The sequence below is a fragment of the Pseudomonas sp. S3E12 genome (assembly GCF_001702295.1).
GTDB lineage: Bacteria > Pseudomonadota > Gammaproteobacteria > Pseudomonadales > Pseudomonadaceae > Aquipseudomonas > Aquipseudomonas marginalis.
Map to the genome: position 1 here is coordinate 1 of NZ_MBDT01000033.1, position 13,275 is coordinate 13,275.

A 13,275-nucleotide genomic window follows, 5' to 3' on the forward strand; every position below is an offset into this window, starting at 1 on the left:
TGTAGTGGTCAACTAATCCCGGACACGACGTTAAGTTTTTTCTCGGCCTGAGCCGGTGGCAGCCCACCATTAAATTGGTGCGGTCGAATCCAGTTGTACCGGTGCATCAAAAAATGGCTGATATCCCGCTGAGCTTGTTGGGCCGTCGTGTAGCCCATGGTCGGTATCCACTCGGTTTTCAGGCTCCTGAACACCCGCTCCATCGGCGCGTTATCCCAACAATTTCCTCGCCGGCTCATGCTCTGACGCATGCGATATCGCCAAAGGCGCTGACGAAAACTCCGGCTTCCATATTGCGAGCCCTGGTCGGAGTGGAACAGCAGACCTTGAGGCTTCCCTCGCTGCTCGTAAGCCATGTCCAAGGCCTTGATGACCAAGTCCGCATCCGGCTTTCCCGACAACGCCCAGCCCACAACACGGCGGGCAAAAAGATCTAGGACAACCGCCAGATACTGCCATTTCCCTTGAGCCCAGATGTAAGTGATATCGCCACACCAGACGTGGTCAGGAGTGGGCACATCAAACTCCCGGTTCAAAATATTAGGAATGTCGGGCCGCTCGACCGTCGCCTTTTTGTAAGCGTGCGATCCCGGTTGTTTGCTGACCAACTCCAGCTCGCGCATCAGGCTGCGCACTTTGAATCGCCCGATCTGCTCGCCGTCGTCCTGCATCATGGCCATGATGCTACGGCTACCGGGAGCACTGCGGCCTTGGGTGAACAACTCGTTCACCCGACTGCGCAATCGAAGGCGTTCTACTTCCGGTGTGCGGCGCCTGAGGCGCCGAGCGTAGTAGCACGAGCGGGTCACTTCAAACACCTTGCACAGCCAATCAACCGGCTCGTGGATGCTCAACTGGTCAATCAGCGCGAACGCTCGAGATCTTCCGACATCAAGAGCGCGGTAGCCTTTTTTAAGATCGATTTTTCCCGCTCAAGGCGAGCAATTCGGGCTTCCAGCTCTTGGATTTTCTGCTGCTCCGGGGTCAGCGCTTTGCTCTGCGGGGTGACGCCCGTGCGTTCTTGTTGCACCTGGTCGACCCATCGGCGCAAAGCCGACTCCCCGACACCAAGCGAGCGGCTGGCCTCAATGAAGCTGTAATCCTGCTTGAGAACGAGGTCGGCGGCCTCGCGTTTGAATTCAGGGGAAAAGGTACGGCGTTGTTTGGTCATCTGACACCTCGTTCTGGCGAGCATTCTCGCCTAAATGGGTGTCCGGTTTCATTAGACCACTACATTAAGATCTGCAATGCTGACGAGGGAGACCAAGTCAATAGGGGGGGATTGGTCTGAAAACTGGTCGGGCACTAAATCGCTGCAGTAAACGTTTTTGAATGCGGCAGCAAGTGTGGTTCTTATTTTCCTCTTAACTACAGCCATCGAATTCTGGAGTTCCGACTCCATCGCAGAAACGTCGTACATGGTGCTTGTAGATCCTTGTGCTGGTGAGGGCAGGCTTTGGCCTCTCTGTAGTGGTCGATAGTGTTGGGGCAAAAATGGGGCAAACCGTACGCCAATCTATGCCATCCAATGCCAGTTATGCATTTATGCAATCGTATGCTGGTGGGCGTTAGGGCCAGCCACCACGGGCTTCCCCCCCAATATCCCCTACATACCCCTACACAATTGGGGTGTGCAGTAGTCGAATCAACACGGGCTCAGGTCCAGGTCAGATATCCAGCTGTCAGCTGCTTAAACCTGCTGTCAAGTGGTGCTTTGCCGTTAGCTGGGAGGTTGGTCAGGAGAAAATCGATGCACTCCTGAAGGCGCTGATTGACCACGCCTGCTTTGACTTTTTCCAGAGCTTTGCATGCTTGTTTGCGGCATAGATCTTCACTGAGTTGTACCTGAATATCGAAGGTCGTAAATGCTGCAAGTGCAGTAGGCGCCCATTGGTCACCTAGCAACCCTAGAAGTTGATCGTAATAGGTTGAACCTCTGGGGGAAACCCCGCTGCAATATGCTCGGCCATTACCGATTCGGCACATGAGGAAAACCTTAATAAGCTTGGGGGCGAAATTTGCTAGGATGTCTTGCTGATTGTGTATGTATGACATTATGTCGTCAGCTACTGGAGCTTCGTGGTGGTAGTTGTCCCAAGCATGATGTTTTTCTAATAACGTGTCTATCAGTCCATCAACGATAATTGCTCGCTCGGCATCTGAGCGGAATGCATTACCATTAACGGCTTGGAAGAACTGAACGCCAAGCTCGTATTTATCCTTATGAAGGTTAGTGTTGTAACCTTCGAGTGTTAACCCGAGACGGTATTTAAAATCGTCATTACTTGCTTGCCAGACGGGAACTGAAAGTAAGGAAATGTTCTTTCTTACTTGCGGGTCTGTATCTGCAGCTACATAGATCCCGAACATCGTTCTGAGAATGCTCCCGCAGTGATGGGAGGCGAGTTCATTTATTTTGCTAGTAATGCTGGCAAGGTTAGCGGAGTCAAGGGGCTGCGTATATGTGCGGAGATTTTGAATAAATGCCTGAACCTGCAGTGCGGATTCAGTAGGTCGATCATTCAGCACATCCTTGATGCAGTTTGTGAGCCACGCTAACAGTTCGTAAGCGTTGATTGTGTAGTTCGTGGGGTGCGATATCCCAATGTCGTTACGCATGTCGAGCATGTGCTTTAGTTTTTTTGTTGTTGTCTCGCTGATCAGCTCAAGCTTTCGGCAAGTGTCCAGAAGAGTTGAGTCTTTTATTGAACGAAGGTCATCTTCATTTTGATAGAACTCCCTGTTTTTTCCTCCAATTGCAGCGTCGTAGAAAATATCGAGACCGTAAGCTATTACCTTTTTGTGTAAGTCTAGAACGACTTCATTCCAGATCGCATTGAGGGAGTAGTCAAAAAGCCCAAACCCTGCGCCTACAACAAATTTGGATAGGTACCTTGCGCCTTGTTTGACATCATGAGGGAGTGACTCAATCAAAGCCGGCAAAGCTTGCCCGATAATTGCTCTTTCTTCTTGAGAAGCAATGATGTTTTCGTGCGGTAAGCCAATGCTTTGCAGCACGTCAACTACCATTTGCGCTTGTGGGTCGACTAGCTGCATTTGTGGTTTAGGGATTAGGCTGCTCATAGTGAATCCGTTCCTCTCAACTACACGGTTTCTGAATCTGCGTCTTGATGACAGGGCTAGGGCCTGTGGGGGCAAATGAGCCAACCTGGATGCTATCCTTGTCAAGGTCTAGATGCATTGTGCCAGCATGGTCGTATCCGCGCTATGGGGCAGCGTGGAAGCATGGCGTCGCCATTTGTGGGGTGCGCTGGCCTGCTCGTCAGGCTAGGGCTTCTCATCAGTACGATTAGGACGTATGAGCTATGACCCCTCGAGCGCCGAGCAACAACGCGAAAATTGCTGCCGCCATGAGGTGGTCGGCCGAAAATGCAAGTCGGTTTGTGGTTGAATTCGTTGCCAAGTCTGATCATTCTGGGTACTAGCTTCACATCCACAAGGATATGCCTTGATGTACCCATTGAAGCAACGCTACCTGGGTACCAAGTGGGTAGTCGAAACCGGTCCAATCAACTTTGATACGCAGTGACGCTGATATCCCGGGGGCTCGACGATTTCCTCGTCAAAGCCTGCGCAGTTTCTGGTCGAGCGGCGAGCGTCGGGTGGGGCAGGATCAGTTCCCAAATTAAAATCGCGGCCCTTTTAGAATAAGGCTTGTAGCTTGGCGGCTAACAGGGAGTTATGGAACGCTGTTAGGCCTCAACACATCGGCCCGCTTGATTTTGCATAGAGGTCTTGAAAACCGGCGAACGTTAATAGCGTTCCCAGGGTTCGAATCCCTGGTTTCCCGCCAAGATTCAAACGAAAGCCCCGCGATTGCGGGGCTTTTGTGTTTCTGGGGTTTGGCGATCTTCTGCTTACTGTGTCCTGTAGCAGACTCGTGCAGCTAATACTGATGATGCCGATGCAGCCCGGGACTGGAATCACGGAACTGAAACCACTTCAACGGGCACATTGAATTTGTGGTTTTTCCAGTCAGCTTTTGCTCGTCATCTTTTTGTTTTTTTACTACTATCGTTCATCTGCGCACTCAAGGAAGAGAGGCTGAGCGCCTTGAGGCTGGTAGAAAAATTACACTCGATCATTGAATGAGTTATTACTTTTACCCAGAACCTAACGACTCAGCCATCCGTAATTACCTCTTGGTGGAACCGATGGATAAAATGTGTGGCATCGTTGTAGTGGTAGGGCTTGCCCTCTCTGGATGCGCTACGAAAACTCCAGAAAAACCTGATGTGACTCCACCTCCTGCCGTCGTCCAGGAAGCACCGCCTGAAGTCGCACCTTCGACACCAGAAAAATGGACTGTGCGATATGAGGCTGCACCTGCGAACGCCAGTGCTGACGCCCCGAAAGCAGCTTCTCCGGAGGCGGCTCAGTCAGAATCAGAAACAAACTTGAACCAAAATCGCGCTGAGCAATGCCGTAAAGAACTGGATGTTTTAAAGGTCTACAACAAAGCGTCTTACGATAAATACGAGGCGCAATACCAGGCCATTGCTGCCAAGACTGCCAAATACATGGAAATTAAAGACTCATTGGGTCCCGATTTAAACTACATGGTTATGCCGGCTTATCAATTTCAAATTCGTGAGTTCTGCTTCCGAGTTAAGACCCGTCTGTCGGAGCTTGTGCTTCGCCAAGCCCGATAATATTCCGCGTCCGGGGACGTCTTTTGCCCGCTAGGGAAACGCTGAAAAAGACTTCCATCTCTGGTGAAACAAGAGCTGCATTGTCCGAAAGATGACGAGGGTCCCAGGCGTGGTTTCCCGCCAGGACTTAAACGAAAGCCCCGCCTTAGCGGGGCTTTCGTGTTTCCGGCCCCAATGTCGCGAACGTTGTGAACCCGTTGGCATTAACCCATATGCACAGTGAACGATGTTAATGGGCCATGTTCCAACCTGCCGTGCCAAGCCTGCCCAGTGGGGGCACGGCTCAATCGGCTCCGCGTAAACCGCGGCGCGCGCTACCCCATTACAAGGACGCAAGATTTATGCAGTCATCCCCCTCCCAAGCGCCTTCCGCCACCGGCGAACTGATCGCCAGTTTCCGTCACGGCAAGGGTTTTCTGATTTTCAGTTTGATATTTGGCGTTGTGTTGTTAGGTCTCGCCGGGTTTGTGTTGTATCTGGGCACGATCCTGCCACCGGGCAATGAGGGGCCGGTCAGCCTCCAGACGTCCCGTGGCATGGCCTTCAACTTCAGCAGCCCCCATACCTTGATTTACGCCACCAGCGCTTTGCTGGCGGTTCTCGGGCTGGGTGTATTTGCCGCTTACGCCTGGCACAGGAAACTGCGTGCGCCTCGTTACGACGTGTATGAGCATGGCATCGAGCGCATCATCAACGATCAGCGCGAATACACCGCCTTTGCCGAGATTGATGACCTGTATCTGTTTGGCTCCGGGCAAACCGTGCTGACCGGCATGATCACCAACGTGGCCTACCGTCGTAATGCCACGGAGCCGTTTCATCGAGTGATCGAGAGCCTCAAGGGCTTTCACGATTTCCAGCAGTTGGTCCGTGAGCTGCACGTACGTGCACGTCTGCCGGGGGTGATGGCGACGCTGGAGTCGGGTGGGGCAGTCAGGTTCAATTGCATCAGCTCCGGGCAGGTCTGGGGCAAGCGCGTCAGCGGCAACTTCCTCAAAATCACCACGACGCCGATTGTGGTGAGCCACGATCTCCTCGAATACCAAGGGCGCAAGGTGCCGATGTCGTCGCTGCGTACCGTCGACCTCAACGCCTGGACCGAAAAGGTGGTGATCAAGGACGAGAGCGGCAAACCCGTGTTGTCGACCATCGCCACCGGCATTCTGAGCCACGACCTGTTCCTCAACACACTCGATGCCGTGTTTGCGGCTGAAGAGCAAGCACGCGAGCCGGCTTGAGCCAATCGTGTCATTCATGAGGATTAAACGATGATCTATCGCGGCGCAGGCTGGCTGACGCTGTTCACGCCGGTGGCCATGGTGTTGTTGCTGATGGGGGTGTGGCCCGACCCCAGCGTCAAACCCGGCAATACCTCACTGATGCAACTGTTGATGGGGGTGGGGATTGGCTCGGCCATCAACACCGTGCTTGGCTTTGCCCTGAATCGGCAGGTGCATGAAGATGGCGTGCGCCATCACTTCTTTTTCATGCCCATGCAGTGGCCGGCGCTGGCGATCATGATTGTCTGCGCGGTGATTGCCCTGCTCAAGTAAGGCTGCCCGTAGGCGGGCGTCCAACTAACGGTTTGAGGGGTACGCGAAGACTCCTGGTTTTTCGCCCATTATTGAACGCTGCAATCCCTGGAGCCGGCTGGATGAACCGTCAAGATCCACCTCACCGCGTCGCCACCCTTCCCGGAGCGCCAAGCACTGGAAGCCCTGTCGCGCACCCACCCACCTGGTATTACGGCCCGGATCTACCGAGCGTTGGCGGCAGTGGTCGGGGGATCCTGGGGTTCTACATTGCGCTACTGATGCTGTTGCCGGGCTACGGGCTGGTGATGTTGCTCCTGGCCGGGCTCGGAGCGCTGCAGGGCGCGCCGCCCAGTGCTGAATCGAGTTTTACGACGTCGACGCTCATCCTGTTCATGCTCGGTACCGCAGTGCTCATCGGTGCGATGTTTGCCTGGATGGCCTCTACGCCTCATGTGGAGGCCTTTACGTTCGATGAAAACCAGCAACTGCTCAGCCTCACGGTTATCCGTCGTGGCCGCGGGCCCTACGAAGTGCGGGTGCCATTCAGCAACATCATTTACGTCTGCCCCTACGTCCTCGCCCGGTTTGATCGCTATGGGCATTTCCATCTCGTGGGTCAGGGGCCCAAGGACAAGGTTTTCGAATATCGGTTGGGTGAGGGTATCTCTCTGGACGAAATGGCGTTCCACGCTGAATGGTTGCGGGGAATGATAGGGGCGCGGATGCATGAGCTGGTGAATCTGGATAAATGAAACATTCGCGTTAATACCAGACGCGTAGTGTCGGGCCGTCCGCGCTTGAAACCCGCGCGAACGCTACTGCGGCAGCAATGGCATTTAAGTTGATGGGCCCAAATACAGGGCGAAAACTGCCCCAGCCACACGCGCAGCTGATCTTAAAGGCAGTGACCCATGGCTCAGCAGAAAAGCTGAGCCACCGATAGCAGGCAAATCACCTGGACAAAAATCTGAGCTCGAATGGGATGTTTCATCTGTGCGACCCTCCTGTACAGCTGCGGGGGAGAAGTGCCGTACGCGATGTAGATCCTCCCTGGATCGCCAACAACACTCGCAACTGTTCCATTGAGTATAGGCCCTGAAACGAATCTTTCACGATTGGGCCGATTCAGTCCCCCGGCAGGCTCTGCTTACAACTATCTGCCCAGCCCATCGCACTTTTTTTCATTTCTCCAATCTATCTTTGTCCCAGCCCTGCCGATTTCCCGCGCGGGCAAAAGAACCAGATCGGGTGCCGATGGCTCGCACGTTACTTTTATTCAAGACTCGACGAGTGCGTCGGCCACTGTGGCTGGCCGTGGTGTTAATGCTCTGCGCCAGTGGCTGTACCCAGCAGCAGGGGCGGGACATCGCCAAGCAGTTCAGTAACGGCAAACCCGATGAATTCTTCCAGACCAGTGTCGATCGCATGGCAACCCTGGGCATGCGCGACAACTTGCAAAGCCTGTATTTGCTCATGAACAAGCTCTATCTGCGCAACCCCAACCAGTGGCGCCAGTCGGGTTATCCGGATGCGGTGAGCGCTGCGCGGGAGATCCGCCTGGCCATTGAGCAGCGCCGCTCATTGCCCGCACTCGGGGAGCGTCGCGACCTGGCGGCGCTGAGTTACTCCTTGAGCCCCGAGTTTCAGGGTGATCGGGTCGGGGCGTTTATCTATGCCATCGGCAGCATGATCGTGACCGCCCACGGTGGGCGTACCGAGTTCTACATTACCGACTCGATCAACCCGCAGTTCGTCAGCAACGCCGCGCGCAATATCGAGAAGGCCACCTGGTTGCTCAGCAAGCGCCAGGATGCAAATGGCGTCCTGCTCCTGTTTTCCAACGAGATCTCGGAGGAGGGCAGCAACCTGAGTTTCGCCGTCGAGTTCGGCAAGATTGTTGCGCGCCTTGACCTGTTGACCCAGATGCTCGACGAGCGCTACCGCCGTATTGGGCTTAACTATGCACAAAGCCTGTTGCTGATGAATTTCCTGCCCGTGCAGTAATGCATTTCGTCGGCAGTGAGTTAAGCCGTACCACCGATGGCCGATGCAGTGATGACGCCTGTGACTTGAGGAGAGTGTTATCAAACATCTAACGGTTGAAGAGTTGGACGCCATTACGGAGATTGAAACCACGTCCAACATTTTGCGACTCACCACGCGTTTGACTGGAATGCGGTTTTCCGCCATTTCCAAGATGACCGAGAGTCATTGGGTGGCCTGTGCCGTGCACGATGAGTTGCATTTCGGGCTGGAGGTGGGCGACGAGTTGCGGGTCGAAGCCACCCTGTGCAACCAGGCACGCGCCAATCGCAAGTCGATCATCATCGAGCACGCCAGCAAGGATCCGGTGTTCTGGGAACATCCGTTGCCCAAGGCCCATGGGTTTGAGAGTTATATCTCGTTGCCCATTGTGTTTTCGGATGGCACCGTCTTCGGCACTTTGTGCGCCCTGGATGTGTTGCCCAAGCAGCTTGAGAACCCACAGATGTTCGAAATCCTGAGTATATTTACGCGGCTTATCGGCACCACCTTGGAGTTGCAACGCAGCCGGGCATGAGCCGAGCTTATTTTGCCGGCGGCAAGCCTTTTAAGCGTTGAATGTGGCCTTGGGGAGTGCTGTTTCTCTTTCTGCTGTAGGAATTTGCCTATCTTGCATCCCGATGCTTGAAACACCTGTCTGTGCACAATAGCCTCGGATTTTTCTGAAAAAACGAGGCCCTACCTTGGGTAAGCGAAAAACGGCTTGGCCGACGGACCGCGAAATACGCCTGCGCTTTATCCTCTTCGCTGTGATCGACGCTGCCAGCGTTCAGGGCGTTCCCTCCGAGTTGTTGCTCCCCGCGCATAAACTGCTGCGGGACTCGCCGACAGAAGCGCAGTTGCTCGCCGCCCTGGATGAAATTCTTGCCGCTGATGAAATGCATGGGTTCAGGTTGCCACCGGGGTCGGAGGCCGATGAATTGATGCAGTCGCTGGAGAAGCCCGACGGCTAGGGTCATCCGTTAGATCGTTTATTTCCTTAAGGTTGGACGAGATTCCTCAATCGAATATCCATGACGCCCATTCACGCCAGGTAACGGACGCAAGTAACGCAATAGCGTCCGATTCATTGTCATCGCACCCGATGCAGCTGTCTTGTTCGACAAAGCGTCCCCGGGAACATCCATTCCTGCTGCTCTGCCGGCGTCTTGTGCAGCCCTCCGGCCTCTCTAGAATCGGCACCAGAACCTAGCCATTTCCTGTCGATTACGGAGTTTCGAACATGATGAATGCAATGCAGATGCCGATGAACACCTCCATGCCAATGATGCCGATGATGGGCATGCCGATGATGATGGCCACCATGAAATGCGAAATGGCCGCTGACGCCATGATGTGCACCATGAAGCCGGCAGCCGGCATGGACATGGCCCAGTTCAAGACCAATGCCGAAATGATGGCGATGATGATGAACTGCGGCATGCCGATGATGATGCAGTGCGCCAACCTGTCGATGATGTGCATGTCGGCCGACGCCATGGCCATGATGACCGGCATGAACATGATGCCGATGATGGGCATGCCCATGCCGATGATGAAGTGCGTCATGGAATGCACCATGATGGCTGACGGCATGATGTGCAAAATGATGCCGATGCCGGGCATGAGCATGGACATGATGAACAACTGCTGCATGCTCATGAACAAAATGATGAACGACTGCGCCATGCCCATGATGATGAGCTGCAACGGCATGCCGATGATGTGCTGCACCTGCTGACAGGTCCCGCGCGATGAAAAAACGCCCCGATAAGTCGGGGCGTTTTTTTTGCCGGGATTAATCCAGCCGCTCGGGGTAGGTGATCACCAGGAACGCCACGGCTTCGCTGTCCGCCGGGTTGCGGTAGCGGTGGGGCTGGTCGGCGTAGAACAGAATTGAATCGCCGGTGGACAGCAGGTAGCGCTCGTCATTGACGCTGACTTCCAGTACGCCTTGGGCCACCACCAGGTTTTCCTGGATGCCCGGGCCGTGGCCTTTGGACACTTCCTCCCCAAGCGCACGCAGGCGAATCTCGTAGAACTCGGACTGGCGTGCCGTATCGTAGGGAAACAATGCGCGGCTGATAAACGCGCCATCGGCACTCACCAGGCGCTTGCTCTGCTGCGCCGGCAACACTTCCACCCCTTCGAACGCGCGATCTTCCAGGAACGCCGCCACCGACACCTTCAGGCCCTTGGCAATTTTGCACAACACCTTGATCGACGGCACGCTGCGCCCGGATTCGATCTGCGCCAGCATTGCCCGGCTCACGCCGCAGGCGCGTGCAAGTGCGTCCAGTGACAAGTGCCGTTTGCTGCGCAGGCGTTGCAGGTTATGCGCCACGCACAAGCTGATCACATCGTCATCGGTGCTGGGCTTGGGCAGCGGTTCGGGCGGTTCGGGAATCACATGCAGGAAATTCATTGGCCTACGCCCGGCGTGTATCGCTGGGCGTTACGGCGTGGGTGGTAAACACCGCCAACCCTGCGCGCGCCGCGTACATCGCCCACATCAACTCGGCCGCAGCACGTGCCTGGCGGCGTTTGCGGTGGAGGGTAAAGTCGATGACGGTGGCGGATGCAGGCATGGGAGGCGATCTCGTAGGTGACTCGATGGCTCCACAGTAATGCGTGTCGGTTATTTCCTTAAATACTGAGTTTGCATGTATTAATTCGATTTTGGACTTAAAAATAAACCCGGTCCGACGCTGTTGTGGGAAGCGTCTGGTCCGTTATTAAGGCGTGACTTGGCGAGCATCGTTGTCTTCCCATCACTGTTCGCGTGACGGCCCAGCCTTTCACGCCCCCGAATTCCAAGGATCCGCCCATGCTGCTGCGCCCACCTCCGTTCCTGTTCGCCGCCCTGACCTTTAGCTCGCTGGTGCACGCCGAAGACCTGCAATTGGCGCCGGTCGAAGTCACCACGCCCGAGGCCGGTGCCGGCGAAGTGGCCCAGGCGCAGCTCAAGAGCGTGCCCGGCGCCACCAATTACATCGACATGAGCAGCGTGCAGCAGGGGCGGGTGAGCACCAACGAAGACGTGTTCAAGTACCAGCCGGGTGTGTATGCCAAGGCGGCGAATAACGATGGGGTGAAGCTGTCCATTCGCGGTTCGGGCCTGAACCGCAGCCCAGGCGCCCACGCCTCCGGGCTCTATGAGATGTTCGATGGCTTGCCGCTGACCGGCCCCGGCGGCACCCCATATGAACTCAAGGACCCATTGTGGCAAAGCCGCGTCGAGGTATTGCGCGGCGCCAACGGTTTTGATCAAGGCGCGTTGGCCCTGGGCGGCGCGGTCAACTACGTGACCCATACCGGCTACGATGCGCCCAAGCTGCAAGTGCGTTACGAAGCCGGCAGCCGTGGCTATGCCCAGCGCGAGATCAGTTCGGGCCAGGTGCTGGGGGATGCCGACTACTACATCAGCCTCACCGACTCGGAATCCGACGGCTACCAGCGCCAGAGCGCCGCCACCGGCAAGGGCGTGGCCGCCAACTTCGGCTACCGCTTCAACCCGGACCTGGAAACCCGTTTCTATTTCCGCTACCGCGAAACCACCAACGACACCCCCGGCAAACTCACCCGCGCCCAGATCAGCCACGACCCGCGCGCCGCCAACAGTCTCAACGCTGCCCGTGACTCCAAGCGCCTGCAACCGGGTTCCACCTGGATCGCCAACAAGACCACCTTGCAGTTGGACGACAGTTCGCGCCTGGAAGTCGGGCTGGCGTACCACGATTACCCGATGGACCTGCGCGAAGGCACCAACCGCCTCAAGGTGGTCTACACCGATATCAGCAGCACCCTGAATTACATCCGCCAGGACACGCTGTTCGGCCACGACAGCAAAACCACCCTCGGCTTGCGCACCACCCAGGCGATGCCCAACAACGGCGCATCGGAATACGTGCGCACGCCAGCCGGCAACACCGCAACTTACGCCCCCGGCACCAAGACCCGCGACTACAGCTACCTGGGCTCCGACACCGTGCTGCATATCGGCAACGACCTGGAACTGGCCCAGGACCTGTGGCTGACCACCGGCCTGGCCGCGATCTACACCCGCCGTGAGACCCAGGTCACCTATCCCGAAGGCCAGGCGCCGCTCAGCCAGCATGACTGGGACTACGCACCGCGCCTCGGCCTGCGCTATGACTTTAGTCCGCAGCTGCAGGTGTACGGCAACCTGAGCCGCTCGGTCGAGCCTCCGCATGCGTGGTCGATGATCTGGGGTTCCAACAAGTACTTTCCGGCGGGCAGCGGCCCGGCCACTGGATTACAACGCGAAGGCGTAAGCCTGAAAAACCAGACCGCCACCACCCTGGAAATCGGTGGCCGTGGCGAAGCATGGCTCGGCCAGTGGGACCTGGCGCTCTATCGCTCCGAAGTGCGTCACGAACTGCTCACCGTGGAAACCCAGGCCCAGACCTCGACCAGCAATGCCATCGTCGCCGAGTCCAACGCCAGCCCCACCGTGCACCAGGGGGTGGAACTGGGCCTGCTCAGCCCGCTATGGGACGGTGGCCGCAGCGGTAAGCTCGACGTGCGCCAGGCCTATACCTTCAGCGACTTCCACTACCGCGACGACGACCGTTTCGGTGGCAACCGCTTGCCGGGCATCCCCCAGCACTACTATCAGGCGCAACTGCGCTACAGCCACCCGACGGGCTTCTACACCAGCCTCAATACCGAGCATTCCTCGCGGGTGGCGGTGGATTACGCCAATACCTATTACGCCGCGTCCTACACCCTTCTGGGCGCGACCTTCGGCTACGACGCCCCCAAGCAGGACTGGCAAGCCTGGGTCGACCTGCGCAACCTCACCAACCGTCGCTACGCCAACACCGTCACGCCGGGCTACGACGACAAGGGCCTGGATGTCGCACGCTCAACCCCGGCCGACGGCCGCGGAATCTACACCGGTGTCTCATGGAGCTGGCGCTAAGCCGCAGCTATCCAGCCCCCTGTGGCGAGCGGGCTGCGACGGGGAGGGCCTTGCTCCTACACCGTTTTACTGGCATTGTTTGCGCAATTGGTAACTCTTC

At 56.4% G+C, this 13,275-nt stretch carries 13 protein-coding genes; 8 read left to right on the forward strand and 5 right to left on the reverse strand.

Annotated elements, in window-relative coordinates; genetic code table 11:
• Window positions 1-8: 8 nt before the first annotated feature.
• A protein-coding gene (locus BB029_RS28395) for an IS3 family transposase (protein ID WP_141696496.1) occupies window positions 9-1,171 on the reverse strand; the annotation gives its coding sequence in 2 pieces (ribosomal slippage) (window positions 9-919 and window positions 919-1,171; 1,164 coding nt in all).
• Window positions 1,172-1,656: 485 nt separating this feature from the next.
• Entirely contained in the window at window positions 1,657-3,084 is a 1,428-nt protein-coding gene (locus BB029_RS28410; protein ID WP_065941785.1) for a hypothetical protein, read from the reverse strand.
• A 1,025-nt stretch (window positions 3,085-4,109) separates the two neighbouring features.
• On the opposite strand from BB029_RS28410, the gene BB029_RS33965 reads away from it, so the two are divergent.
• The 7 genes from BB029_RS33965 (at window position 4,110) to BB029_RS28445 (ending at window position 9,204) form a co-directional block, all read left to right on the forward strand.
• The gene (locus tag BB029_RS33965; protein ID WP_227451610.1) at window positions 4,110-4,673 is read left to right on the forward strand and encodes a hypothetical protein; all 564 of its coding nucleotides are present in this window, start codon (window positions 4,110-4,112) and stop codon (window positions 4,671-4,673) included.
• Window positions 4,674-5,014: 341 nt separating this feature from the next.
• A complete protein-coding gene (locus tag BB029_RS28420; protein ID WP_065941787.1) occupies window positions 5,015-5,911 on the forward strand; it encodes a hypothetical protein in 897 nt (298 codons plus the stop codon).
• 30 nt (window positions 5,912-5,941) lie between these two features.
• Complete coding sequence (locus BB029_RS28425) at window positions 5,942-6,226, forward strand: hypothetical protein (RefSeq protein WP_065941788.1); 285 nt, start codon at window positions 5,942-5,944, stop codon at window positions 6,224-6,226.
• 101 nt (window positions 6,227-6,327) lie between these two features.
• A complete protein-coding gene (locus tag BB029_RS28430; protein ID WP_065941789.1) occupies window positions 6,328-6,960 on the forward strand; it encodes a hypothetical protein in 633 nt (210 codons plus the stop codon).
• A gap of 502 nt (window positions 6,961-7,462) precedes the next feature.
• A complete protein-coding gene (locus tag BB029_RS28435) occupies window positions 7,463-8,212 on the forward strand; it encodes a hypothetical protein (protein ID WP_065941790.1) in 750 nt (249 codons plus the stop codon).
• A gap of 79 nt (window positions 8,213-8,291) precedes the next feature.
• A complete protein-coding gene (locus tag BB029_RS28440; RefSeq protein ID WP_065941791.1) occupies window positions 8,292-8,768 on the forward strand; it encodes a GAF domain-containing protein in 477 nt (158 codons plus the stop codon).
• Window positions 8,769-8,934: 166 nt separating this feature from the next.
• Window positions 8,935-9,204, forward strand: a complete 270-nt coding sequence (locus tag BB029_RS28445; protein ID WP_065941792.1) for a hypothetical protein — start codon at window positions 8,935-8,937, stop codon at window positions 9,202-9,204.
• Window positions 9,205-9,457: 253 nt separating this feature from the next.
• Here the strand turns inward: BB029_RS28445 and BB029_RS33510 are convergent, their stop codons facing one another.
• The 3 genes from BB029_RS33510 to BB029_RS33435 form a co-directional block, all read right to left on the reverse strand.
• Entirely contained in the window at window positions 9,458-9,964 is a 507-nt protein-coding gene (locus BB029_RS33510; RefSeq protein WP_065941793.1) for a hypothetical protein, read from the reverse strand.
• A gap of 64 nt (window positions 9,965-10,028) precedes the next feature.
• Window positions 10,029-10,655, reverse strand: coding sequence for a helix-turn-helix domain-containing protein (locus tag BB029_RS28455; protein WP_065941794.1), 627 nt, complete (start codon window positions 10,653-10,655; stop codon window positions 10,029-10,031).
• Window positions 10,656-10,659: 4 nt separating this feature from the next.
• Entirely contained in the window at window positions 10,660-10,818 is a 159-nt protein-coding gene (locus BB029_RS33435; protein WP_168166847.1) for a hypothetical protein, read from the reverse strand.
• 239 nt (window positions 10,819-11,057) lie between these two features.
• Between BB029_RS33435 and BB029_RS28465 the strand changes: the two genes are divergently transcribed.
• Window positions 11,058-13,175 (forward strand): TonB-dependent receptor domain-containing protein, encoded by a 2,118-nt coding sequence (locus BB029_RS28465; RefSeq protein WP_065941796.1) that lies wholly within the window; start codon window positions 11,058-11,060, stop codon window positions 13,173-13,175.
• Window positions 13,176-13,275 lie beyond the last annotated feature (100 nt).